Raw genomic sequence first — 25,257 nt, forward strand, 5'->3', positions numbered from 1 at the left:
CGATCAGCCAGAAGGACCGGGTGATCGCCACCTCCGCCGGCAGGACCGGCACCAGCGCCGGCTCCTCCGCGGCGATGAAGGCCGGCAGCATGCACAGGCCGGCGCCGGACAGCGTCGCCTTCAACTGGGCGACGAGGCTGCTGCTCTTGATCCGCGGCACCACCTCGCCGATCGTCTCGGCATAGTCCAGTTCGGGGGCGAAGATCAGGTCGTCGATGTAGCCGATGAAGGCGTGGCCGCGCAGGTCGGCGCGGCTGCGGATCGGCGGCCGGGCGTCGAGATAGGCGGCGGTGCCGTACAACCCCAACCGGTAGTCGGTCAGCTTCCGCGCGAACAGCCGCCCTTCCTGCGGGCAGGACAGGCTGATGGCGATGTCGGCCTCGCGCTTCGACAGGCTGAAGACGCGCGGCATGGCGACCAGCTGCACCTCCAGCTCCGGATGGCGTTCGCACAAGCTCCCGATGCGCGGTGCCAGGAAGCAACTGCCGAAGCCGTCGGGCGCGCCGATGCGCACCGCGCCGGCCAGCGCCAGATCGCCGTCGGCGATCATGCCCTGGGCCAGGAAGGCGGCGCTCTCCATCACCTCGGCGGTCTGCTTCAGCCGTTCGCCCTGGGCGGTCAGGGTGAAGCCGCTGGGGCGGCGTTCGAACAGGGTGACGCGCAAGGCGTCCTCCAGCGCGGTGATCCGGCGGCTGACCGTGGTGTGGTCGGCGCGCAGGCGCTGGGCCGCCGTGGTCAGCGTGCCGGCGCGCGCCACCGCCAGGAAGAAGCGCAGGTCGTTCCAGTTGAAATCGGCCATGTCCGCTTTTGTGCCGCCATCCGTCCGTTTGCAAGACCCCAGCCCCGGGGCCGGTCGAAACCGGGCCGAACTGTCCCATCAAACCCGCCCGCCTGACAAGGGCATGGGCCGCCCACCCTCCCGCCTGCGGCGACGCGACGCCCCCGGCCTCATCGCCCGGAAGGAGCCCACCCCAAAGGGGTACCGCGCCTTTCGACCGACCGCCCCCATTTCGCGCGGACGAACCGACCGCCGATAGCGTTTATCTGTTGGGGAGCGTCATGCGACGAACGATAGGGACGAGCGATGCCGGGGAACGGCGGAGTGTGGGGGCGACGGAGGGCGGCGGCGGCATGGATGGCGGCGGCCATGATCCTTGGCCCGGCGGCGGCGCTGACCGGCGCCGCGGAGCCCCTGCTGTCCGCGCCCGACCTGTCGGCGCCAGCCACGGCCCCGATCCCTGCCCCGGTCCCTGCTCCCCTGCCCGCCCCAGCCCCGGCGCCACCGGTTCCGGTCGCGAGCGTCCCCGGCCCGGCCCGCACCGGCGCGGTGGATTGCTGGCTGCTCGACCAGAGCCGGTTGGAAACGGCGACCGACCACGGGCTGTGTGCCGACGCCTTCGCCCGCGGGCCGGAAACCGCAGCACTGCCGGAAGCCCCGGCCCTGCCCGTTCCCGCGGTGACGCCGCCGCGCAAGCCCACCCCAACGGAACAGCGCGTCCGCCGGTCAGGCCGCAGCGGGACCACCGCCACGCGCTCATCCCCGGCACGGGCCGGCAATGGCGATTTCGCGAGCAACTTCCGGCATGACTTCAACGCGCTGACCACCCTGCTGGGCAGCGGATCGGCGCCACGCCGGGTCGACAGCGTCATCGTGCCCGGTTCCCACAACTCGCACGGCCCCTGACCCCACAGCCCTCAGGCTTCGTCGCCGGCGGCGTCCGTGGTCGGGAACTGGTCGACATCCTCCGCCTCGACGTCGATGGTGACGCCGGTCCGGCCGGCGTGGTGGTCGGGGTCGACACCGTGATCGCGCCGCAGCTCGTCACGGATTTCCGCCATCCGGCTCTTCAGGCGGGCGTATTCGGCCAGCAGCTGGCGACGGCGGTCGTTCGGCGTCACACCCTTCGGCGGCCGCAGCGAGCGCTTGAAGTCGATCAACTGGCGCCGGGTCACGTCGGGACGGACCAGCCCTTGCGCCTTGGCGCGTTCCAGCTCGTCCGGCGTCATCGTCACGATCTGGTAGGCGACGCTCTCCGCCCCCGGCAGCACGTCCAGCGACAGCCGGCCGGTGTCCACCGCCTCCGCCACCGCGCGGAAACGGAAGGCGGTCTCGACCGAAAACGGCATGTCGCTGCCGATCATCGCCTCGAACTCGCCGTGCGGCAGGATTTCCTTGGCCTGGTTCAAATAGCGGCCGATCGACAGGAATTCCTTGCGGCTGCGGTTCCAGTGGTAGCGGATCTCCTGCGCGAATTCCTGCCGGGTGTGGCAGGGGACGATGGCGTCGCTGATGTCCGACGCCCGGCGGTCGGCCTTCGACGGCGCCACGATCCCGGCGGCCCCGGCGACCGGAACGGCCGCAGCGGCGACCGGTCGGGCAGGCGCCGGAGCGGCGGCCTTGCCCTGTTCCGCCGCCTTCTTCATGAAGGATTTGACGTTGGCCATGCTCAGATCCCCAGCTCGTGCCGGATGAAGTACCAGGCGCCCAGGCATTCGTCGGCACCATTCACCGCGCCGACATCAACAATGGAACAGCCGATGTCGTCGACACGGTGCATGTCCTCGATGTCCGGCACCTCGTGCGGGACCAGCCGGCCGACCCGCCCCAGCTCCAGCTTCGCCTCGCGCAGACTGACGGAGCGGCGCTTGACCCGGTTCAGCAGGAAGGCGGCGGGGCGGCCATAGTCGCGCAGGAACTCCATCCAGGGGATGACGCTCATCTTGTCGAAGCGCCCGACGCCGGTCGGCACCAGCACCAGATCGGCACGGCGCAGCAGGATCTTGGTCGCTTCGGGATAGAGTTCGACCGAAGGCGGGGTGTCGATGAAGACGACGTCGTAGAGGTCCGGGTGGATCTGGGCCAGCGCCGCGTCGATCGCGTCCAGCGAGCCTTCGAAATGGTCGATGCGGGCGACGTCGTGCGGGCGGCGCAGCTCGTGCCACTGGCCCAGCGTGCGCTGCGGGTCGAAGTCCAGCGTGGCGACGCGCATGCCGTCCTTGGCGGCGGCGACCGCGGTGTTCTTGCAACTCGTGGTCTTGCCGGTGCCGCCCTTCGGCGCGCTGTAGACCACCCAGCGGGCCGGCTTGCGGACAGTCTTCTGTACCGGAGTATCGGCGCGCTGGCCCAAGCGGGCGCCGGCTGCTTTACCCGAGGACTTGCCCGCAGACTTTTTCGTGGCGACGGCGGTCGGATCGGCCATCAGTTCCCCCTGCATCGCGTGACCGCCCTCTTCTTAGCGGATCGGCGGCTTGGTCGAAAGGTCAAAGACGGGACCTGGGCAATGGAAATAGACGGTTTCTGTACCGACGCAAGCGTTACCGGTAACGCTTGCGCGCCAATTCCGTTACCGGTAACGGATACGCCGCCGCAGCCGTCGGCCGTTCCGTTTCAAGGCCGTGACGGGACCGAAACAACCCGTCACCACTTTCGGATATCCGCCCGATATTTCCGCCCGACGGCGCCGGCAATAGACGGATGGTCACTCCGCGATCTACTGAACCGAGCCTGTCGGCGACCGAAATGCGGTCCAGGGCATGCGTCGGGGGCGTGTGTCGTGGCGTCCGGGGGGATCGGGTCGGTCCTGCGGGGAACGGGTGTGGGTTGCGCCGCACCACCGCGCTGGCGGGAACCGCCCGTCTGGCGATCCTGGCCGCGGCGCTGGCCCTGCCCGCGCCGGCTCTCGCCACCCCCGAAGGCGGCGTGGTGACGGAGAGGAGGGCGACCATCTGGCCCGGCGGCCCCAGCCGACTCGACGTCATCCAGTCGACGGCCGAGGCGGTGATCGACTGGCAACGCTTCGGCATCCGCGAGGACAAGCGCAGCCATTTCCAGCAGCCCGACACCAACACCATCACGCTGAAGCGCCATTCCCGCCCGTGGCGGCGTCGTGGGCGGCATCGGCGGCTTCATCGAAACCTGCGGCGCCCTCAGCCTGCAGGCGCGCGGAACGGCCGATGCGCGGGCGCCGGCGGGCAGGGCCGGGTCCTGGCTGCTCGACCCGTCCCGACATCACCATCGAAAGCGACGGGACCGCTTCGCTCTCCGGCTGGCTGTACGACCCGTCGGCCGCCACCGGCAGCACCGCCGCTTCGATGATCAAGTGCGCGCTGAACCTCGGCACCAGCGCCACCATCCAGACCGTTTCCGGCACGGCCGGGCAGGGCAGGGCAGGGCGACATCGCCGTCACGGTCCAGGCGGCGCTCCAGACGGTCGCGCCGATCGTGACCACGGCGACGATGGCAACGACGACGGGCTCGACCATCACGACGCCGGCCGGCGCCGACTCATCCGCCGGCGGGGCGACGGCGCAGGGCTTCCTGACGGCGCTTGAGCAAGGAATGCCGACAGCCGGGCAGGACCTCCAAGATCAGACAGTCGACTCCGCGGCGGCCCAACGGCTCCCTGTCGACCGGCTCCCAGGGCGCCCGTTCCCAAGCCACCGGAGGCACGGCCCCGCTGTTCACCCCGTCGCCGTCCGGCCCGGCGACGATCGCCCTCGCCTCCGGCCAGAGGGTCCGCTTCAGCGCCGCGGCGACCGCCGTCTGCGCGTCCGGCGGCTATGCCCAAGTACGGACGGCGGTGCCCCAGGCCACCCTGCCGCCGGAGGTCGCGCGCACCTACCTCGTCATGGTGCAGCGGATGCAGCGCGAACAGCGGACGCAAACCCTGGCGTCGGCTCTGCGCCAACTGATCGTCAACCCGTCGGCGGCGGACATGTTCGACCGGTCCAACGCCCCCTCGGCGTTGCCCAGCCTGCGGCAGGCGCATGGCGCCATGACGCTGCGCAGCATCGTCGCCGACAGCACCAACTTGGCGGAGGTGCGGGTGAACGGCCGCCGGGTCGTCATCGACGACCAGGGCCAGTTCCGCACCAGCATCCCGGTGGAACCGGGCGCCACCGAAACCACCCTGACCATGACGGACGAGCAGGGGGGTGATCACCGAACGGCGCATCACGCTCGACCCCATGGCCGCGGCGGCCGATCCGGCGGCGACGCTCAAGCCGCGCAAGATCGCCCTGATGATCGCGGTGGAACGCTACCGCGACGGCGCCATCCCGACGCTCGCCACGCTGGGGGCCGGACGTCGGCCAAGTCGGCAAGGCGCTGTCCGAACGGCTCGGCTACGAGACGCGGGTGCTGCGCAACCCGACCAAGGCGCAGACCGGCGGGGCGCTTGCGCACGCCGGGGCGCGAAGTGAACGAGCAGGACCAAGTGATGGTCAATTGCGCCGGTCACGGCTATAAGCTGGCGGAGACCGGCGCCGGCTGGCCATGGCGCTGTCGTCGGACGACGACTTCCTGCTGGACGCGCCGCGGCCGGCGGTGAACCGACCGGGAAGAGGGCAGGGAAAGAGGGCAGGGGAGCGCCGCTTTTTTGGCGGGCCATCGCACATTTCCGCTGGTATGTAGTTTCACAAGAAACTATATCAGCGACAAATGGTCGCGGCCGGCCCATGCGCCGGTCCTGGCCGCCCCATCATCGGGAGCAGCCTGCATGACGTCCCCCGCCTTCACCTACCAGTCCGGCTTCGGCAACGAGTTCGCGACGGAGGCGCTGCCCGGCGCGCTTCCGGTCGGCCGCAACTCGCCGCAGCGCCCGCCCTACGGCCTCTACGCCGAGCAGATCTCCGGCACCGCCTTCACCGCGCCCCGCGCGCACAACCGTCGGTCCTGGCTCTACCGCATCCGTCCGGCGGTGGTGCACGAGCCGTTCCAGCCGATGGCATCCGACCGCCTGACCAGCCGCTTCGACGATCCGCCGGCGCCACCGACGCAACTGCGCTGGAACCCGCCGCCGATGCCCGACGCGCCGACCGATTTCGTCGCCGGCCTCGTCACCATGGGCGGCAACGGCGGCCCGTCGGCGCAGACCGGCTGCGGCATCCACCTCTACACCGCCAACCGGTCGATGGAGGGCCGCTTCTTCTACGACGCGGACGGCGAGTTGCTGATCGTGCCGCAGCAGGGTCGCCTGCGCCTGTTCACCGAGCTGGGCGTGCTGGAGGTCGAACCGCAGGAGATCGCCATCATCCCGCGCGGCCTGCGTTTCCGCGTCGAGCTGCCGGACGGCGAGGGGCGCGGCTATGTCTGCGAGAATTTCGGCGCGCCGTTCCGCCTGCCCGACCTGGGGGTGATCGGCTCCAACGGGCTGGCCAACCCGCGCGATTTCCTGACGCCCGACGCGTGGTACGAGGATGTCGACGGTGATTTCGAACTGGTCGCCAAGTTCGACGGCCGGCTGTGGAGCGCCCGCATCAATCATTCGCCGCTCGACGTCGTGGCGTGGCACGGCAACCACGCGCCCTGCAAGTACGACCTGCGGCGCTTCAACACCATCGGCTCGATCAGCTTCGACCATCCCGACCCGTCGATCTTCCTGGTGCTGCAATCGCCCAGCGACACGCCCGGTGTCGACAGCATCGACTTCGTCATCTTCCCGCCGCGCTGGCTGGTGCAGGAGGACACCTTCCGTCCGCCCTGGTTCCACCGCAACGTCGCCAGCGAGTTCATGGGCCTGATCCATGGCGTCTACGACGCCAAGGAGGAAGGGTTCCTGCCCGGCGGCGCCAGCCTGCACAACTGCATGAGCGGCCACGGCCCCGACGCGGAGACCTTCGCCAAGGCGACGGAGGCCGACACCACCCGGCCGCAGCGTGTCGGCGACACCATGGCCTTCATGATCGAGACGCGCTGCGTCATCCGGCCGACCCGCCACGCCCTGGAGACGGCGGAACTGCAGCACGACTATCACCGCTGCTGGCAGGGGCTGGCGAAACGCTTCGACCCGACCCGCCGGTAGGGGGCAGCGCCCGGCCCGGCCCCCGCGTGCGGGAAAGGGGAGCCATCCCCAGTCCTGCGACATTTCGCCTCGACGTCCGCGCCGCCGCCTTCCACACTGCGGCGCGTTGCTTTCGGGATTTGGACGGGGAGGGCCGGTTATGGCCGATGTGGACGGACGGTCGCTGCTCGACCGCATGATCGACCGCATGACGGTCCAGCGCGCGGCGCTCGCCTGGGCGCGGGACGCGGTGGCCGGGCTGGACGGCATGGTGCTGGAGGTCGGGTTGGGCAAGGGCCGCACCTACGACCATCTGCGCACCCTGTTCCCGCCGCGCGACATCCTGGTCTTCGACATGTGGGTGCGGGTCCCGCCGGAGCTGACGCCGGACGAGGACCGGCTGTTCGTCGGCGACTTCCAGGCGACGCTGCCGGCGGCGGCGGAGCGGTTCGGCCGCTGCGCCCGCTTCGCCCATGCCGACTTCGGCAGCACCGACCGCGACCACGACGCCGGGCAGGCGGCGTGGCTGGCGCCGCTGATCGACACGATGATGCTGCCCGGCGGCCTCGTCCTGTCCGACCGCGCGCTCGACCGGCCGAACTGGACCCCCGTCGAGCTGCCGGTGACCGGACGCTGGACCTACCACGCCTGGCGGGTGGCCGGTTGACGCCGTCCCCCACCGCAAACCCCCATCGCAAACCCCCACTGGCAAACCGCCCGGTTGACGCCAATCTTCTTCCCTTCCCAACGCCGCCGGACCCGATGGCCGGGCGGACGACGCGCGTGACCAAGCCGGCCGGCGACGGCCGCGACGCTGAAGGATTTTGATGGATCGGAACATCTTTCAGTTCATCTGGAAATACAGCGGCCGACAGCAGATCCTGCTCGCCCTGTTGACGGTCGCCTCGTTCCCGGTGCTCTACGCCTCGCTGGAACTGCCGAAGATCATCATCAACCGCGCCCTGACCGAGCCGGCACCGGAACGCACCCTGCTGGGCGTCAGCATGGGCCCGGTCACCTACCTGATGGTGCTGTGCTTCACCTTCCTGGGGCTGGTGCTGGCCAACGGCGCCTTCAAGATGCGCATCAACACCTTCAAGGGCGTGGTGGGCGAACGGCAGGTGCGGCGCCTGCGCTTCATGCTGCTGGACCGCATGCTGCGCTTCCCGTTGCCGCACTTCTCGAAGGTCAGCCAGGGCGAGCTGATCTCCACCATCACGGCGGAGACGGAACCGCTGGCCGGCTTCATCGGCGACGCCTTCGCCCAGCCGCTCTACCAAGGCGGCACGATGGTGACGATCCTGCTGTTCCTGTTCATCCAGCAGCCGACGATCGGGCTGGTGTCGGTCGCGCTGATCCCGGTGCAGGCCTACATCATCCCCAAGCTTCAGATCAAGGTGAAGCAGCTCGGCAAGGAGCGGGTCCGCAAGGTCCGCCAACTGTCCGAACGGGTCGGCGAGAGCGTCGACAACATCCGCGAGATCCGCGTCAACGGAACCGTCCGCTACGTCCTGGCGGAATATTCAAAATATCTCGGCGCCATTTACTGGATTCGCCTGGAGATCTACAAGCGCAAGTATTTCGTCAAGTTCCTGAACAACTTCATCAACCAGATCACGCCCTTCTTCCTGTTCTCGATCGGCGGCTACCTGGTGCTGCACGGCGACCTGACCATCGGCGCGCTGGTGGCGGCGCTGTCGGCCTTCAAGGATCTGACCGCGCCCTGGAAGGAGCTGCTCGACTACTATCAGAACATGATCGACGCCCAGATCAAGTACGAGCAGATCTCCGACCAGTTCTCGCCGCCCTTCCTGTTCAACTGGCACCCGGCGACGCCGGAAACACCGCCCGACCTGCGGGCGCCGCTGCGGCTGGAGGCGGTGACCTGGGCCAACGAGTATGGCGACCGCATGCTGCAGCGGCTGTCGCTGGAGGTGCCGCCGGGCGCGATGGTCGGCATCGCCGGCACCAACGCGCTGGCGCTGCGCCGGCTGGCCGAGGTGCTGGTGCGCCTGTCGCCGCCGACCGCCGGCCGCATCCTGATCGGCAACCGCGCGCTGGAGGAGCTGCCGCTGGAGCTGCTGGGCCGCCGCATGGCCTACGCCGGCCCGGAGCCGCGCATGTTCTCCGGCAGCATGATGCAGAACATGACCTACGGGCTGCGCCACCGCCCGCCGGCCGATGATCCCGAGGCGATGGCGCCGGCCCGCCGGCGCGAGATCGTGGAGGCCCAGGCGTCGGGCAACTCCACCGACAGCATGGACGACATCTGGACCGACTTCGAGATGGCCGGCGCCAGCGACTGGAAGAGCCTGCGCCCCTGGTTCATGCAGTGCCTGGCGGCCACCGGCGGCGAGGCCCAGGTCTACCAGCGCGGCCTGCGCGAGGTCTTCGACCCCGACGACTATCCCTTCGTCGCCGAACCGCTGCTGCGGGCGCGGCGCTGGCTGCGCGACGCCATCGCCGAGCGGGGGATGGACCGGCTGCTGGCACGCTTCGACCGCGACCGCTTCAACCCCTACGCCAGCCTGGCGGAGAACATGCTGTTCGGCCTGCCCGACGGCAAGCGGCTGACCGTCGCCCGCATGGTCGCCGACCCGACCATCCGCGGCCTGATGGAGGCGCACGAGCTGTGGGAGCCGGCGGTGCGCATCGGCCGCCGCTTCGCCATGCGCGTCGTCTCGGTCTACCGTGACAGCGACGACGGCGACGTGATGATCATGCGCTACCCGCACATGGACGACGCCCTGTTCGAGGAGCTGGTGGAGGCGGTGACCCGGCTGAAGCGGCGCGGCGACCGGCTGCAACGCCGCCACCAGGAGGCCGACACGCTGCTGTTCGCCAGCATGTTCCTGATGATCGTGCCCAAGCGCGACGGCGCCGACCTCGTCCCGCTGCCGGAACGCGAGGCGGTGATGGCGATCCGCCGCAGCCTGCTGGACGACATGCCCCAGGACCTGCGCGGCAAGGTCGCCGTCTTCGACCCCGACCTGTACCACCCGCGCCTGAACGTGATGGACAACCTGCTGTTCGGCCGGATGACCACCGAGGACCCGCGGGCGATCACCAAGCTGCGCGCCCTGGTGGACGAGGCGCTGGAGCGCACCGATTCGCGCGCCTTCGTCCTGATCCTGGTGGCGCTGGGCGAGGTCGGCATCGGCGGCTCGCTGCTGCCGATCAGCGTGCGCCAGCGGGTGCAGCTGATTCGCGGACTTATGAAGAAACCCGATATTTTTGTGATATATCATGCCCTGAACAGCTACGATCCGGAGGAGCGCACGCAAATCTTCCAGCGGATGAAGGAGCTGCTGCCGGCGATGACCCTGATCGTTCTGGAGGAGCGGATCGGCGAGGACCCGATCTTCGACACCGTGTACGACCTGGAGGACGGCCGGCTGGTCCGCCGCGGCCAGGATGGCGACGCGGCCGAGGACGATTACGTCCCCGGCGAAGGCGACGACACCGACGAATCGGCGCTGCGCCTGCTGTCGCGGTCGACGGTCTTCTCCGACCTGCCGGAATCGGTGCTGCGCCGCCTGCTGACGGCGTCGGAATGGCGCACCGTCGCCGCCGGCGAGTTCATCTACCGCAGCGGCGAGTCGTCGGAGTTCGCCTTCGTCCTGGCCGAGGGCGAGGCCGAGCTGGTGCGGCTGATGCCGGGCGGCCAGCCGCCGCTGCACATCGCCTACATCAAGCCGCCCGAGGTGTTCGGCGACATCGAGCTGCTGTCCGGCGGCCGCCGCTTCTCGACCATCCGGGCGCGGACCGACCTGCGCCTGCTGCGGCTGGACGGCGCGACGGTGCTGCGCCTGCTGCCCTCGGTGCCGAACCTGCCGTTGCGCGTCATCCAGCAGGTCGGCCGGCGACTGACCAGCGAGGCGCCGCCATGACCGGGATGATCACCTTTTGCATGAACGCCCTCTCCCGCCCCGGGAGAGGGAGGGGGAGGGGTGTTCCAAGGATGCCGAACCGCATGGTTCCTTGGATCACCCTGTCGCCGTGACCGGGGCGGACTGACGAAAGCGGGGGTGGGAATGGCGGTGCCGCGATGCTGAAGGTGGAAGGGCTGTCGATCCGGTTCGGCCGCGCCGCCGGCCCCGTCGTCGACGGCGTCGACTTTTCCATCGGCGCCGGGCAGAGCGTCGCCCTGGTCGGCGAATCCGGATCGGGCAAGACGCTGACCTGCCGCAGCATCCTGCGCATCCTGCCCCGCGGGGCGGAGGTGTGCGGCGGCTCCATCCTGTTCAACAAGGGCGCCGGGAAGGGCGGCGAGACGGTCGACCTGCTGACCCTGTCGCGGGCCGGGCTGCGCAGCGTCCGCGGCAACTGCATCTCCATGATCTTCCAGGAGCCGATGAGCGCGCTGTCGCCGCTCCACACCATCGGCGACCAGACGATGGAGGTGCTGCGGCTGCACGGCCACTGCTCGCGCCTCACCGCCCGCGAGCAGTGCCTGAGCATGTTCGAGCGGGTCGGCTTTCCCGACCCCGACCGCGCCCTCCGCTCCTACCCGTTCCAGCTCTCCGGCGGCCTGCGCCAGCGCGCGATGATCGCCATGGCGATGGTCGCCCGCCCGCGCCTGCTGATCGCCGATGAACCGACCACGGCGCTGGACGTCACGCTCCAGGCCCAGGTGCTGTCGCTGATCAAGGCGTTGCAGGCCGAAACCGGGATGGCGGTGCTGCTGGTCACCCACGACCTCGGGGTGGTCGCCAACATGGCCGACGCGGTGGTGGTGATGCGGGCCGGGCGGGTGATGGAATCCGGCGCCTGCGCCGACGTGCTGGGCCGGCCGCTGCACGGCTACACCCGCAAGCTGATGGCCGCCGCCCCCTGCATCCCCGAAACCATGGCGCCGGCACCGCCACCGCCGTTCCTGGCCAACGAGCCGCAGGACGCCATCCTGGAGTTCCACGGCGTCGCCAAGACCTACGAGCGCGGGATGAAGCGGGTCCGGGCGGTGGCCGGCGTCGATCTTGCCGTCCGCCGCGGCCAGACGCTGGCGATCGTCGGCGAATCAGGGTCGGGCAAGACGACGCTGGCCCGGCTGGCCATGCTGGCGGAGCGGCCTGACGCCGGCGGCAGCCTGCTGTTCCGCCCCGATCCCGACCAGCCGCCGGTCGATCTGCTGGCCCTGACCGGCCCGGCGCTGACCGCCTACCGCCGCCGCGCCCAGATGGTGTTCCAGGATCCCTATGCCTCGCTCAGCCCGCGGATGAGCGTCGGCGAGATCATCGCCGAGCCGCTGCTGATCCACGGCGTCTGCAACAGCGGGGAGCGGCGCACCCGGGTGCGGGCGCTGATGGAACAGGTCGGGCTGGACCCCGGCTGGGCCTGCCGCTACCCGCACGCCTTTTCCGGCGGCCAGCGCCAGCGCATCGGCATCGCCCGCGCCCTGGCGCTCGACCCGCAACTGCTGATCTGCGACGAGCCGACCTCGGCGCTCGACGTGTCGGTGCAGGCGCAGGTGCTCGACCTGCTGGAATCGATCAAGCGGCGGCTGGGGCTCAGCCTGATGTTCATCTCGCACGATCTGGCGGTGGTCGCCCGGCTGGCCGACCGGGTGGCGGTGATGCGGGCGGGGCAGGTGGTGGAGGAGGCGCCGCCGAGTGCGCTGTTCTCCGCCCCGCTGCACCCCTACACCCGCGCGCTGATCGCCGCCTCGCCGGAACCGGACGTCGACCGCCCGATCGACATCGCCACGGTGGCGCTCGGCGCCGGCAAGCCAGACCTGTGGCCGGAGCCCTTCCGCCCCATGTCCGACGGCGCCGCGCCGCCGCTGGTGGAGGCGGCGCCCGGCCATTTCGTGCGGCGGGCGGCGTGATGACGGCCCGTCACATCCCGCGCGACCCTTGTGGCGGGGCCTTTGCGTCGATGCTGCAACGCCTCCTCGCCATCCTCCTGCTTCTGCTCGCGCTGCCCGACACGGCGGCGGCCTTCATCCCGCAGGACCCGCCGTTGCTGCGCGACGAGGTGACCTACGGCCTGCTTCCCCCGGTCATCCGCCGCATGCCGGAAGAGCCGCTGGTCGTCGATCCGCCGGCCAAGGGGCGGGAGTTCGGCCGGTCCGGCGGCTGGATCCGCAGCTTCATCACCCAGCGGCGCAACAGCCGCATCGCGGTGCTCTACGGCTACGCCCGGCTGGTCGGCTACAACGAACGGCGCGAGCTGGTGCCCGACATCCTGAAGGCGGTGACGGTGGAGGACGGGCGCGACTTCACCCTGACGCTGCGGGCCGGGCACCGCTGGTCCGACGGCGCCCCCTTCACCAGCGAGGACATCCGCTATTGGTGGGAGGACATCGCCAACGACGCGATGCTGTCGCCGTCCGGTCCGCCGCGCTTCATGCTGGTCAACGGCAAGCCGCCGCAGGTCAGCTTTCCCGACGCCGTCACCGCCCGTTTCCGCTGGGACACGCCCAACCCGTTCTTCCTGCCGGCGCTCGCCGCCGCCCGGCCGCCCTTCATCTACCGCCCGTCGCACTACCTGAAGCGCTTCCACGCCCGCTACACCTCCGAAGCGGAGCTGGCGCCGCTGCTGGCCAAGCACAAGGTGCGGAACTGGGCCGCCCTGCACAACGCCCGCGACGACATGTTCCGCATGGAGAACCCGGAGGAGCCGACGCTCCAGCCCTGGATGGCGATGTCGAAGGGCAGCGGCACCCACCTGCTGTTCCAGCGCAACCCCTACTACCACCGCTTCGACACGCGCGGCGTCCAGTTGCCCTACGCCGACGGGCTGGACGTGACGGTGATGGGCGCCGGGCTGATCCCGGCCCAGGTCGCCACCGGCAAGGCCGACCTCCAGGCGGAGGGGCTGACCTTCTCGCAGGTGCCGGTGCTGGTGGCGGGGGAGGAGGACGGGCGCTACAGCACCCGGCTGTGGCCGGAGGGCAAGGCGGCGGAGATCGCGCTCTACCCCAACCTGAACTACAACGACCCGGTCTGGCGCGCGGTCATGCGCGACGTCCGTTTCCGCCGCGCCCTGTCGCTGTCCATCGACCGGCGGATCATCAACCGCTCGCTGTTCTTCGGGCTGGCGCGCGAAAGCGGGGTCGGCGTGCTGCCCGCCAGCCCGCTCTACAAGCCGGAGCGCGACCGGCTGTGGACCGAATTCGACCCGCAGCGCGCGGCGGCGCTGCTCGACGAGATGGGGTTGAAGCGGCCGCGCGGTTCCCTCTACCGCCGGTTGCCCGACGGCCGCCCGCTGGAGGTGATCGTCGAAACCGCCGGCGAGAAGCCCGAGGTGGCCGACGCGCTGCAGATCATCGCCGAAACCTGGCGCGACATCGGCGTCCAGCTGCTGGTGCGCACCGCCGACCGCGACGTGCTGCGCAACCGCGTCTACGCGGGCCAAGCGATGATGGCGGTGTGGGGCGGCTGGGACAACGGCGTGCCCGACGTCGACAGCAGCCCGGAGGAGCTGGCGCCGATGACCCAGGAGAATTTCAGCTGGCCGAAATGGGGGCAGTATTACCAGACCTCCGGCAACGCCGGCGAACCGATCTCCATGCCGGTGGCCGAGACGCTGATGGCGCTGGCGCAGCGCTGGCGCCATTCCACCGACGAGGCGGAGCGGCGCGCCCTGTGGTCGCAAATCCTCGACATCCACGCCGACCAGGTGCTGGCCATCGGCGTCGTGTCGGAGGCGCCGCAGCCGCTGGCGGTCGGCAACCGGCTGCGCAACGTGCCGCAGAAGGGGCTGTGGCTGTGGGATCCCGGCGCCTATCTCGGCATCTACCGGCCCGACGAGTTCTTTTTCGCCGCCGCGCCGACCGCCGCCGCCTGGCCGGCCGGCGATCCGCGCCGGGAGGACTGACCGCCATGCTGCGCTTCATCCTGCACCGCCTGCTGGTCATGGTGCCGACCCTGCTGGTGGTGTCGATCCTGATCTTCGTCGTCATCAACCTGCCGCCCGGCGACTATCTGTCCAACCAGATCGCCGAGCTGCGGGCGACCGGGCAGGAGGCGGGGCTGGCCAAGGCGGAGTTCCTGCGCCACGAATACGCGCTCGACCGGCCGCTGGCCGAACAATACCTGATCTGGGTCGGCGTCTGGCCAGGACCGAACGGCTTCACCGGGCTGCTGCAGGGCGACCTGGGCTGGTCGTTCGAGTTCAACAAGCCGGTGGCCGAGGTGGTGGGGGAGACGCTGTGGTTCACCGTCATCCTCAACCTCGCCGCCGTGCTGTTCGTCTATCTGGTGTCCTTCCCGCTGGGGGCGCTGGCGGCGATCCGCGCCAACAGCTGGGTCGATTACCTCGCCGCCACCATCGGCTACATCGGCTTGGCGACGCCCAACTTCCTGCTGGCGCTGATCCTGCTCTATTACGGCCAGAAATGGCTGGGGCTGCCGATCGGCGGGCTGGTCGACGCCGGGTATGAGGACCAGCCGATGAGCTGGGCGAAGGCCGCCTCGGTGCTGGAGCATCTGATCGTGCCGACCATCGTCATCGGCCTGTCCGGCACGGCGGCGATGGTGCGCCGGCTGCGCGCCAACCTGCTGGACGAGCTGGGCAAGCCCTACGTCGTTACCGCCAAGGCCAAGGGCGTGCCGCCGCTGCGCCGGCTGACCCGCTACCCGTTGCGCATGGCGCTGAACCCCTTCGTCTCCGACATCGGCTCGCTGCTGCCGTCGCTGGTGTCGGGGTCGGTGCTGATCTCGGTGGTGCTCAGCCTGCCGACCATCGGGCCGGCCCTGCTGGAGGCGCTGCGGGCGCAGGACATCTTCCTGTCCGGCTTCATCCTGATGTTCATCTCGCTGCTGGTGCTGATCGGCATGCTGATCTCCGACATCATGCTGGCCCTGCTCGACCCGCGCATCCGGCTGGGCAAGGGGCGCCGGTCATGAGCGGCCAGCAGGACCATGGCGGGTGGGAGCATTACGTCGACCCGCGGCCCTATCCCGACCCGACCTCGCCGGGCTGGGGTGGCCTGTCCACCCGCTTCGACCCCGGCGCCTCGGCCGGGCGGCTGATGCTGCGGCGTTTCCTGCGCCACCGGCTGGCGGTGCTGGGGGCGCTGTTCCTGGGACTGTCCTACCTCAGCCTGCCCTTCGTCGATTTCCTGGTCCCCTACGGCGCCAACGACCGCGACGTCGAGCATCTCTACGCCCCGCCGCAGGGCATCCACCTGTTCCACGACGGCGCCTTCATCGGTCCCTTCGTCTACCCGACGACCGGGCGGCCCGACCTGAAGGACTATCGCTGGCGTTACGAGGCGGACGAGAGCCGGCCGCTGCCGCTCGGCTTCCTCTGCCCCGGCACGCCCTACCGCTTCCTCGGGCTGGTGGAGACGCGGCTCCGGCTGGTCTGCCCGCCGCCGGGGGCGTCGCTGCATCTGCTCGGCACCGACCGGCTGGGGCGGGACATGATGTCCCGGCTGGCGATCGGGGCGCAGTTGTCGCTGACCGTCGGGCTGCTGGGCATCGCGGTGTCCTTCGCCATCGGCATCACGCTGGGCGGCATGGCCGGCTATTTCGGCGGCTGGATCGACGCCGGCGTGCAGCGCCTGTCGGAGATCCTGAAGTCGCTGCCGGAGCTGCCGCTGTGGCTGGCGCTGTCCGCCGCGGTGCCGGCGCAGTGGAGCCCGGTGACGGTCTTCCTGTGCATCTCCGTCATCCTCGGCCTGCTCGACTGGCCGTCGCTGGCCCGCGCGGTGCGCTCGCGCTTCCTGGCGCTGCGCGAGGAGGATTTCGTCATGGCGGCGGAGCTGATGGGCGCCTCGCCGGCGCGGATCATCCGGCGCCACCTGCTGCCCAACTTCTCCAGCCACCTGCTGGCCAGCGCCACCCTGTCGATCCCGTCGATGATCCTGGGCGAGACGGCGCTGTCCTTCCTGGGGCTGGGGCTGCGCCCGCCGGCGACGAGCTGGGGGGTGATGCTGAACGACGCCCAGAACCTGATGGCGGTGGAAACCTATCCTTGGGTGTCATTGCCGATGCTGCCGGTGGTTCTGGTAGTCTTGTCCTTCAACTTCTTTGGCGACGGGTTGCGCGACGCGCTCGACCCTTATCACGGTGATTGATGCCGAACGGTTCAGCGCCTCCAGACGTCGGAGCCCCTGCGGTTCTTCATAGGCCGCAGGCCATAGGTGCGCTGCCAAGCCCTGGCCGGAAGGCAGCTTGATGCGCGGCGCGATCCATGTGAGGGGTTTCATCCAGGCTGGAGCGCCGCCGCTGGAGGTCATCGTCCCACCTGAGACACCAACCCCGGGACAACACCAAAGCCCAACGGCCGGGACGAAACCGGTTGTGCACCGAGACCAAAGATTGATCGGCAACGGATTTTCGGTTCCGACGCATTGCTGAAGCGGAGTGTCCGAGCATGCACCAGCCCCTGGCGGCGATCAGGTCTCCCCACGCCGACCGGACCTCGCCGCGCATCCTGCTCTACAGCCACGACACCTTCGGGCTGGGCCATCTGCGGCGATCCCGCACCATTGCCCAGGCGCTGGTGTCGGCGTTTCCCGACGCCTCGGCCCTGATCCTGACCGGCTCGCCGGTGGCCGGCCGCTTCGACTTTCCGGAGCGGGTGGACCATGTCCGGCTGCCCGGCGTGGTGAAGCTGCCCGACGGCGGCTACACCGCCCGCAACCTCGGCCTGCCGATCGAGGAGACCACGGCGATCCGGGCGGAGATCATCCGGGCGACCGCCCAGGCCTTCCGCCCGACGCTGGCCATCGTCGACAAGGAGCCGACCGGCCTGCACGGCGAGTTCCTGCCGGCGCTGGAGGAGATGCGGGCGGCCGGCCGCACCCGCGTGGTGCTGGGCCTGCGCGACGTGCTCGACGCGCCGGAGGCGCTGCAGCCGGAGTGGGAGCGCAAGGAGGCGATGGCCGCGGTCGAGCGCTATTACGACCAGCTCTGGATCTACGGCCTGCCGCAGGTCTACCGGCCGCTCGACGGGCTCGACCTGCCGGCGGAGATCGCCGCGCGGGTGCGCTACACCGGCTATCTGCGACGCGAGCCGCCGCCCCCGCGCACCGACCCGCCATCCTCCGCGGCGGCCCGCCCGCCCTATGTGCTGGTGACGCCCGGCGGCGGCGGCGACGGCGCCGCGCTGGTCGACTGGACCATCGCCGCCTACGAGGCCGATCCCGATCTCAACCCGCACGCCCTGATCGTCTACGGCCCCTTCCTGGACGACGCCCGCCGCCGCGGCTTCGCCCGCCGCATCCGCCGGCTGAAGGGCCGGGTCGAGACGATGGACTTCCATTCCCGCATGGAGGAGCTGTACGCCGGCGCCGTCGGCGTGGTGGCGATGGGCGGCTACAACACCTTCTGCGAGATCCTGTCCTTCGACAAGCCGTCGGTGCTGGCGCCGCGCACCCGGCCGCGGCTGGAGCAGCGCATCCGCGCCGAGGCGGCGGAGGCGCTGGGCCTGCTGCGCACCGTCGATTGCGACCGCGAGGGGGCCGACCCGCTGGTGATGGCCCGGGCGATCCGCGCGCTGGCGGTCCAGCCGCCGCCGTCGGCCAGCCCGCTGCCCGGCCTGCTCGACGGGCTGGACCGCATCGTCGACCTGACCCGCGACGTGCTGGACAGCGGGGCGCCCAAGGCCGCCGCGATCCGGCAGGCCGTCACCCGCTTTTCGGCGGCGAGCCGGCGCGCATGACGCCAGGAGAGCCGATGCCCTCCACCCCCGTGCCGAAGGGGCGCCCCCCCTTGCGTCTGGCGGTGGTGGTGAAGGGCTACCCGCGCCTGTCGGAGACCTTCATCGCCCAGGAGCTGCTGGCCTTGCAGGAGCGCGGGATCGAGCTGGCGATCTGGTCGCTGCGCCACCCCACCGACACGCGGCGCCACGCGCTGCACGACCGCATCACCGCGCCGGTGCATTACCTGCCGGAGTATCTGCGCGACGAGCCGCTGCGGGTGCTGCGGGCGCTGCTGCGGCTGAACCCGGCACGGCTGTGGCCGGCGCTGCGGCTGTGGCTGCGCGACCTGCGGCGCGACCGCACGGCGAACCGGGTGCGGCGCTTCGGCCAAGCGCTCGTGCTGGCGGCCGAACTGCCGGCGGGCACCCCCTTCCTCTACGCCCATTTCCTGCACACGCCGGCCTCGGTCGCCCGCTACGCCGCGCGGATCCGCGGCATCGGCTGGGGCTTTTCCGCCCACGCCAAGGACATCTGGACCACGCCGGACTGGGAGAAGCGCGAGAAGCTGGCCGACGCCCGCTTCGGCGCCACCTGCACCGCGGTGGGCGCCGCCCATCTGCGCGGGCTGGCGGCGGAGCCGGCGCGGATCGAGCTGGTCTATCACGGGCTGGACCTCTCCCGCTTCCCGCCGCCGCCGGACCGCGCGGCGGCACTGTCGCGCGACGGCTCGACACCCGACCGGGCGGTGGAGATCCTGTCGGTCGGCCGGCTGGTCGAGAAGAAGGGCTATGACCGGCTGCTCGACGCGCTGGCCCGGCTGCCGGACGGGCTGCACTGGCGGCTGGTCCACATCGGCTCCGGCGACCTGAAGGGAAGCCTGCGCGCCCAGGCCGAGCGGCTCGGGCTGGCCGACCGCATCGACTGGCGCGGCGCGCAGGACCAGGCGACGGTGGTGGCGGCGCTGCGGCGGGCCGACCTGTTCGTGCTGACCAGCGTGGTGGCCGGCGACGGCGACCGCGACGGGCTGCCCAACGTGCTGATGGAGGCGGCGAGCCAGCGGCTGGCCATCCTGTCGACCGCCGTCTCGGCCATCCCGGAATTCATCACCGACGGCGTCCATGGCGTGCTGAGCGACGGCACCCCGGCCGACATCGCCGCCCACCTGTCCCGCTTGGCCGCCGACCCGGCGCTGCGCCTGCGGCTGGGCGAGGCGGCGCACCGCCGGCTGTGCGACGCCTTCGGCATGACCGCCGGCATCGACCGCCTCGTCCGCCGGCTTGAGGCCGCCGCGGCATGACCCGCCCGCTTTCCGTGCCGTTGCGGGTGGCCTTCTACGCCCCGCTGAAGCCGGTCGACCACCCGGTTCCCTCCGGCGACCGCCAGATGGCGCGGCTGATCCTGCGCGCGCTCGGCCTTGCCGGCTGTGCCGCCGAGGTCGCCAGCGACCTGCGCGTCTACGATGGCGCCGGCGACGCGGCGGTGCAGGCCCGGCTGATGGCCGACGCCGCGGCGGAGCGCGACCGGCTGCTGCGGCTCTACGAGGCCGAACCGGAGCGGCGGCCGTCGCTGTGGCTCAGCTACCATGTCTATTACAAGGCGCCCGACCTGATCGGCCCGGCGGTGGCGCGGGCGCTCGGCATCCCCTACGTCGTGGTGGAGGCGACGCGGGCGCGCAAGCGGCTGTCCGGCCCCTGGGCCGGCTTCGCCGCCGCCGCCGAATCCGCCATCGCGGCGGCGGCCCTGGTGCTCTGCGTCAGCGCGCGCGACCGGCAGGCGGTGGAGGCTTACCGGCCGCCCGGCCAGCGGGTGGAAACCCTGGCGCCCTTCATCGAGCTGCCGCCGGTCCCGCCCCTCAGGGCAGCGGGGCACCCGCCGCGGCTGCTGACCGTCGCCATGATGCGGCCGGGCGACAAGCTGGCCTCCTACCGGCTGCTGGCCGACGCGTTGGGCCGGCTGACCGATCGGCCCTGGACGCTCGACGTCGTCGGCGACGGCACCGCGGCGGACGAGGTCGCGGCGCTGCTCGCCCCCTTCGGCGCACGGGTGCGCCGCCACGGCGCCTGCCCGGCGGAGGAACTGTCCGTCCATTACCGCGCCGCCGACCTGTTGCTGTGGCCCGGCCTGAACGAGGCGTTCGGCATGGTCTATCTGGAGGCGCAGGCGCACGGCGTCCCGGTGGTCGCGGTCGACAACGCCGGCACCGGCACGGTGATCCGCGACCGGGTCGGCGGCCGGCTGACCGGCCCGACGCCCGACGACTACACCGCAGCGGTGGCGGGGCTGCTGGCCGACCCGGCGGCGCTGCCGGCGCTCGGCCGCAGCGCCCGCGCCGACGTCGAGGCGCGGCACGGCCTGCCCGCCGCGGCGGAGCGGCTGCGCCGGCTGCTCGCCGAGCCGTTCGATGGGCTGGCCGACCGGGTGGCGGTATGATCCGGCTCGCCTTCCTGCGCCACGGTGTCACCGGCTGGAACCGGGAGGGGCGCATCCAGGGCCGCACCGACATCCCGCTGGACGGCGAGGGGCGGCAACGCCTCGCCCGCCTCACCCTGCCGGACGGCTGGCGCGACGCCGTCCTGCACGCCAGCCCGCTGTCCCGCGCGGTCGAAACCGCCGAACGGCTGGGCGGCGCCCGCCCGGTGCGCCGCGACGCCCGCCTGATCGAGATGGACTGGGGCGCCTGGGAGGGGCTGCGCGGCGTCGACCTGCGCGCCGACCCGGCCAGCGGCTACCGCGACCTGGAGGACTGGGGCTGGGACTTCCGCCCGCCCGGCGGCGAGAGCCCGGCCGACGTCCGCGACCGCCTGACCGGCTGGCTGGCCGAGCTGGCGGGAGGGGGCGTCGTTCCCTCTCCCGGGGCGGGAGAGGGACAGCCGCAACCCCACCTCGTCGTCACCCATGTCGGGGTGATGCGGGTGGCGCTGGCCTTGGCCTGGGGCTGGGATTTCCGCGGCCCGCCCCCGCTGCTGGTCAAGCGCGACCGGCTCTACGCGATGACGCTCGCCGCCGACGGGACGCTGCGCCCGGCCGGCGGCGTGGAGGGGGAGCGCTTGCCGTGCGTCTGATGCCATGCGCCTGATGATCGTCGTCACCCATCTGCTGGGCACCGGCCATCTCAGCCGCGCCCTGGCGCTGGCCGACGCGTTCGTCGGCGCCGGCTGGACCGTCGACGTCGTCAGCGGCGGGCGCCCGGCGCCCCATCTCGGCCAAGCCGGCGCGACGCTGCACCAGTTGCCGCCGCTGGCCAGTGACGGCGCCGACTTCGCGACGCTGCTGACCGCCGACGGCCGGACCGCCGACGCCGCGCTGTTCGAGGCGCGGCGGCGGATGCTGACCGGGTTGCTCGATGCGCTTCGCCCCGACGCGCTGATCACCGAGCTGTTCCCCTTCGGCCGCCGCGCGCTGGCCGCCGAGTTCGACGCGCTGCTGGAGCGCGCCCGCGCCCGTCCATCCCCGCCGCTGGTCCTCGCCTCCGTCCGCGACATCCTGGCGCCACCGTCCAAGCCGGCGCGGGTGGCGGAAACGGAAAAACGGCTGGCCCGCTTCTACGACGGCGTGCTGGTCCATTCCGACCCGGCGGTCATCCCGCTGGAGGACAGTTGGCCGCTGACCGCGGCGATGCTGCCCTTGTTGCGTTACACCGGCTTCGTCGTGCCGCCGCCGCCGATTGCCGACGATGGCGTGGACGGGCAGGGCGAAATCCTGGTCACCGCCGGCGGCGGCCCGGTCGGCCGCCCGGTGTTCGAGGCCGCCGCACGCTGCGCCGCCCTGGGGATTCTGCCGCAGCGCTGGCGGCTGCTGGTCGCCCACGGCGACGCGGCGCTGGCCGACGGGCTGCGGGCGCTGGCCCCGCCCGGCCGGCTGGTGGTGGAGCCGGTGCGGCCCGACTTCCGCACCCTGCTGGGCCGCGCCGCCGCCACGGTCGGGCGCTGCGGCTACAACACCGCGCTCGACTGCCTGACCGTCGGCGTGCCCAGCGTCTTCTGCCCGTTCGAGGACGGCCGGGAGGTCGAGCAGACCATCCGCGCCGCCATCCTCGCCCGCCGTCCCGGCATCGCCATGCTGCGCGAGGCGGAGCTGACGCCGGACAGCCTCGCCGCCGCGCTGGCCGGCGTGCTGGGCAGCCGTGGCCAGCCGCTCGACCCCGCCGCCCTGGCCGGCGCGGCGCGCAGCGTCGCCATCGTCGAAACCCTGCTGGCGGAGACACGGCGATGAGCGGCTGGACGGCGGTGGAGGAGGAACTGGCGCGCTGGGCCGATCGCGGTCGGCGCTGCCCGCTCTGGCTGCGCGACGACGACGCGGTCGCCGCCAGCCCGGCGCTGGACCGGCTGCTGCGCGGCTGCGCCGCGGCCGGCGTGCCGCTCGGCATCGCGGCGATCCCGGCCGACGCGACGCCCTCGCTGCCGGAGGCGCTGGCCGGGCAGGAGCACGCGGCGCTGCTGGTCCATGGCTGGGCCCACGCCGACCACGCCTCCCCCCACGGCAAGAAGTGCGAGTTCGGCCCGCAACGCCCGGCCGACGTCCGGCAGGCCGAGGCGGAGCGCGGGCTGGCCGCCCTGCGCGCCCTCTGTGGTCCCGGCGATGCTGGTCCGCGCGTGCTGCCGCTGTTCGTCCCGCCCTGGAACCGCATGGCCCCCGACATGCCGGGGCTGCTGGCCGCCGCCGGCTACCGCGCGGTGTCCGCCTTCGGTCCGCCGCCGCCGGGCGATGCGTCCGGTCTGCGCTGGCTCAACACCCACCTTGACCTGATCGACTGGCGCGGCAGCCGCTCGGCGGTGGCGCTGGACGCGCTGTTGGACGCCCTGTGCCGGGAGTTGCGCGACCGCCGCGAAGGCACGCGCGATCCCGACGAGCCCATCGGCCTGCTGACCCACCACCGCGTCCACGACGCGGCGATCTGGGACCTGCTGGACCACCTGCTCGACCGCTTGGCCGGGCACCGGTCGGTGTGCTGGCCGCCCGTGGCGACGCTGCTGCCACCCGCCTAATCGCCCTTCCCACAAACAACCCGCAGCCCGGCGGAGTCCCCCTCTCCCCCCGCCGCCTCAGCCGGCCGGCTCCCGGACGGGCTGGCGCGCCGGCGCCGGGCGCTCCACCGAAAGCCCCATCACCGGACCATCGTCCCCCAGCCGTTGGCCGAGCAGGCGGTTCAGGCTCCACAGGATGCCTTCGGCGAGGCCCAGCGCGGTCAGCAGGCGGGTGCGTTCGGCCAGCGGGATGCCGGTGTCGGTTTCCAGATAGCTCTGGCGTAGGCGGGCGGCGGCACCGCTGCGGTCGCCGGTCAGGCTCCGCATCAGCGCCAGATCCTCACGGTCGCCGCTCGACAGCGCGGCGAGGCTCTCCAGCACCACCGCCTCCAGCGCCTCCACCAGGATGCCGGCGAACTGGCGGCCGGCGGGGGAGAGCGGCGTACCGGCCGTCTCCTGCGCGAAGGCATGGAGCTGGGTTTCCAGCGCGCGGCTCTGGTCCTGGGCCTGCAGCACCCGCATCAGGATGGCGACCAGCGGCGCCGGCAGGGCGCGTTTGCACAGCCGGTCGGCGAAATCGCCGATCTCGCGGCCGAGCGAGCCCAGCGCCGCGTGGACCGTGGCGGCGGCGCGGATCCCCTCGCGGCCCCCCTTGCCGCCGTCCTCCGGCCTTGCGGCGGCGATCAGGCGGCCGAGCGCCTGCTGGTAGCGGTCCTGCTCCTTCTCCAGCATGCGGACGGCGGACTCCGGCTCGTCCAGCGCCTTGGCGAACAGGTAGCGGGGGAGCGACAGATCCTCCTGGTCGTCGGCCTTGCGCCCGACGCGGGAGAGCAGGCGCGCCATCAGCGGCACGAAGGGCAGCATCACCGCCGTGTTGAAGATGTTGAAGCCGGTCGAGTAGGTGGCGATGGCGATGGGGACCAGCGGATAGCCGGCGGTGCCGTCGGCGGCGGTCACCGCCGCGCCCGGATCGCCGCCCAGCGTCCAGGCGACCAGTTTAAGGCTCAGCGGGAACAGCGGCAGCATGACCAGCACGCCGATCACGTTGAAGGACATGTGGGCGTAGGCGGTGCGCCGGGCGTTGGGCGACAGGTTCAGCGCCGCGACGTAGGAGGTCGCCGTGGTGCCGACGTCGGCACCCAGCGTGAAGGCGAGCGCGGTGTGCCAGTCCATCACCCCCGACGCCCCCAGCCCCATGACGATGCCGATGGTGGCGGAGGAGGAATGGATGATCGCCGTCACCAGGGCGGAGATCGCGACGCAGACCAGGATGCCGCCATAGCTGTCGGCCGACAGCCAAGTGAAGACCTGCATCAGCTCCGGCGTCGAGCGGATCGGGCGGAAGCCGCTGGTCAGCAGGTCCAGCCCGTAGAAGATCATCCCGAGCCCGAGGACGGCGAGGGCGGAGTAGCGAACCTTGGGATTGCCGACGAACAGGTGGAGCAGCCCGGCGATGCCGATCACCGGCAGGCCCCATTTGGCGATCGGCAAGGCGACGAAGATGGTGGTCAGGGTGGTGCCGATGTTGGCGCCCATGATCAGGCCGATCGCCTGTTCCAGCGTGATGATGCCGCTGTTGACGAAGCCGACCACCATCACCGTCATCACCGTGCTCGACTGGATGACCCCGGTGACGAAGGTGCCGGTGGCGAGCGCGAACAGGCGGTTGGTGGTGAAGCGCTCCAGCACCTGGCGCATGCGCGAGACGGCCAGCGACTGGATGCCGTCCGACAGGAACTCCATGCCCAGCATGAAGAGCCCGAGCCCGCCCAGCACACGGAAGACCATGTCCTGGAGAATTGCCGCATCCATGCCGTCGTTCTCCCGCCGTTCCACCCCTTGAACGGTCGAGCATACGCATGGAAACAATCCCGACGGAAGGGCCGGGGACGCGAAAGGGGTAGGGGGTGACGGCGGC

20 protein-coding genes are annotated in these 25,257 nt (G+C 71.5%); 15 read left to right on the forward strand and 5 right to left on the reverse strand.

What is annotated here, in order from left to right:
* The coding region (locus tag TSO352_RS19035; RefSeq protein WP_109110740.1) for a LysR family transcriptional regulator at positions 1-799 on the reverse strand (799 nt) is incomplete at its 3' end.
* Positions 800-1,147: 348 nt separating this feature from the next.
* Between TSO352_RS19035 and TSO352_RS33575 the strand changes: the two genes are divergently transcribed.
* Entirely contained in the window at positions 1,148-1,684 is a 537-nt protein-coding gene (locus TSO352_RS33575; RefSeq protein ID WP_199231656.1) for a hypothetical protein, read from the forward strand.
* Between the two features lie 11 nt (positions 1,685-1,695).
* Here TSO352_RS33575 and TSO352_RS19045 read toward each other — a convergent pair whose 3' ends face one another.
* The 3 genes from TSO352_RS19045 to TSO352_RS19055 all read right to left on the reverse strand — a co-directional run bounded on the left by TSO352_RS19045 (position 1,696) and on the right by TSO352_RS19055 (position 4,133).
* On the reverse strand, positions 1,696-2,445 hold the full coding sequence (locus tag TSO352_RS19045; protein WP_109108851.1) for a DUF3102 domain-containing protein: 750 nt from the start codon (positions 2,443-2,445) through the stop codon (positions 1,696-1,698).
* Positions 2,446-2,447: 2 nt separating this feature from the next.
* Complete coding sequence (locus tag TSO352_RS19050; protein ID WP_247872256.1) at positions 2,448-3,200, reverse strand: ParA family protein; 753 nt, start codon at positions 3,198-3,200, stop codon at positions 2,448-2,450.
* Between the two features lie 651 nt (positions 3,201-3,851).
* Complete coding sequence (locus TSO352_RS19055; RefSeq protein ID WP_109108853.1) at positions 3,852-4,133, reverse strand: hypothetical protein; 282 nt, start codon at positions 4,131-4,133, stop codon at positions 3,852-3,854.
* A gap of 195 nt (positions 4,134-4,328) precedes the next feature.
* On the opposite strand from TSO352_RS19055, the gene TSO352_RS19060 reads away from it, so the two are divergent.
* The 14 genes from TSO352_RS19060 (at position 4,329) to TSO352_RS19125 (ending at position 23,360) form a co-directional block, all read left to right on the forward strand.
* Positions 4,329-5,330, forward strand: a complete 1,002-nt coding sequence (locus tag TSO352_RS19060) for a hypothetical protein (RefSeq protein WP_199231657.1) — start codon at positions 4,329-4,331, stop codon at positions 5,328-5,330.
* A gap of 168 nt (positions 5,331-5,498) precedes the next feature.
* Entirely contained in the window at positions 5,499-6,803 is a 1,305-nt protein-coding gene (hmgA, locus tag TSO352_RS19065; protein ID WP_109108854.1) for a homogentisate 1,2-dioxygenase, read from the forward strand.
* Positions 6,804-6,942: 139 nt separating this feature from the next.
* Positions 6,943-7,449, forward strand: a complete 507-nt coding sequence (locus tag TSO352_RS19070; protein WP_109108855.1) for a class I SAM-dependent methyltransferase — start codon at positions 6,943-6,945, stop codon at positions 7,447-7,449.
* A 160-nt stretch (positions 7,450-7,609) separates the two neighbouring features.
* The gene (locus TSO352_RS19075; protein ID WP_109108856.1) at positions 7,610-10,672 is read left to right on the forward strand and encodes an ABC transporter transmembrane domain-containing protein; all 3,063 of its coding nucleotides are present in this window, start codon (positions 7,610-7,612) and stop codon (positions 10,670-10,672) included.
* Between the two features lie 158 nt (positions 10,673-10,830).
* Complete coding sequence (locus TSO352_RS19080; RefSeq protein ID WP_109108857.1) at positions 10,831-12,606, forward strand: ABC transporter ATP-binding protein; 1,776 nt, start codon at positions 10,831-10,833, stop codon at positions 12,604-12,606.
* A gap of 50 nt (positions 12,607-12,656) precedes the next feature.
* The gene (locus TSO352_RS19085) at positions 12,657-14,600 is read left to right on the forward strand and encodes an ABC transporter substrate-binding protein (RefSeq protein WP_247872257.1); all 1,944 of its coding nucleotides are present in this window, start codon (positions 12,657-12,659) and stop codon (positions 14,598-14,600) included.
* 5 nt (positions 14,601-14,605) lie between these two features.
* Positions 14,606-15,631, forward strand: coding sequence for an ABC transporter permease (locus tag TSO352_RS19090; RefSeq protein WP_109108859.1), 1,026 nt, complete (start codon positions 14,606-14,608; stop codon positions 15,629-15,631).
* Positions 15,628-16,806, forward strand: coding sequence for an ABC transporter permease (locus tag TSO352_RS19095; protein ID WP_109108860.1), 1,179 nt, complete (start codon positions 15,628-15,630; stop codon positions 16,804-16,806). Before TSO352_RS19090 ends, TSO352_RS19095 begins: the two co-directional genes overlap by 4 nt.
* Positions 16,807-17,105: 299 nt before the next feature.
* Positions 17,106-18,395: a hypothetical protein gene (locus TSO352_RS19100; RefSeq protein WP_247872258.1), complete on the forward strand. Its 1,290-nt coding sequence runs from the start codon at positions 17,106-17,108 to the stop codon at positions 18,393-18,395.
* Positions 18,396-18,409: 14 nt separating this feature from the next.
* Positions 18,410-19,672 (forward strand): glycosyltransferase, encoded by a 1,263-nt coding sequence (locus tag TSO352_RS19105; RefSeq protein ID WP_109108861.1) that lies wholly within the window; start codon positions 18,410-18,412, stop codon positions 19,670-19,672.
* Entirely contained in the window at positions 19,669-20,805 is a 1,137-nt protein-coding gene (locus TSO352_RS19110; protein WP_109108862.1) for a glycosyltransferase family 4 protein, read from the forward strand. The genes TSO352_RS19105 and TSO352_RS19110 overlap by 4 nt, the downstream gene beginning before the upstream one ends.
* On the forward strand, positions 20,802-21,437 hold the full coding sequence (locus TSO352_RS19115; protein WP_109108863.1) for a histidine phosphatase family protein: 636 nt from the start codon (positions 20,802-20,804) through the stop codon (positions 21,435-21,437). Before TSO352_RS19110 ends, TSO352_RS19115 begins: the two co-directional genes overlap by 4 nt.
* Before the next feature lie 4 nt (positions 21,438-21,441).
* Positions 21,442-22,587 (forward strand): glycosyltransferase, encoded by a 1,146-nt coding sequence (locus TSO352_RS19120; RefSeq protein WP_109108864.1) that lies wholly within the window; start codon positions 21,442-21,444, stop codon positions 22,585-22,587.
* Positions 22,584-23,360 (forward strand): polysaccharide deacetylase family protein, encoded by a 777-nt coding sequence (locus TSO352_RS19125; protein WP_109108865.1) that lies wholly within the window; start codon positions 22,584-22,586, stop codon positions 23,358-23,360. Before TSO352_RS19120 ends, TSO352_RS19125 begins: the two co-directional genes overlap by 4 nt.
* A gap of 57 nt (positions 23,361-23,417) precedes the next feature.
* Here the strand turns inward: TSO352_RS19125 and TSO352_RS19130 are convergent, their stop codons facing one another.
* Positions 23,418-25,151 (reverse strand): Na/Pi symporter, encoded by a 1,734-nt coding sequence (locus TSO352_RS19130; protein WP_109108866.1) that lies wholly within the window; start codon positions 25,149-25,151, stop codon positions 23,418-23,420.
* Positions 25,152-25,257 lie beyond the last annotated feature (106 nt).

Source organism: Azospirillum sp. TSO35-2, from assembly GCF_003116095.1.
GTDB lineage: Bacteria > Pseudomonadota > Alphaproteobacteria > Azospirillales > Azospirillaceae > Azospirillum.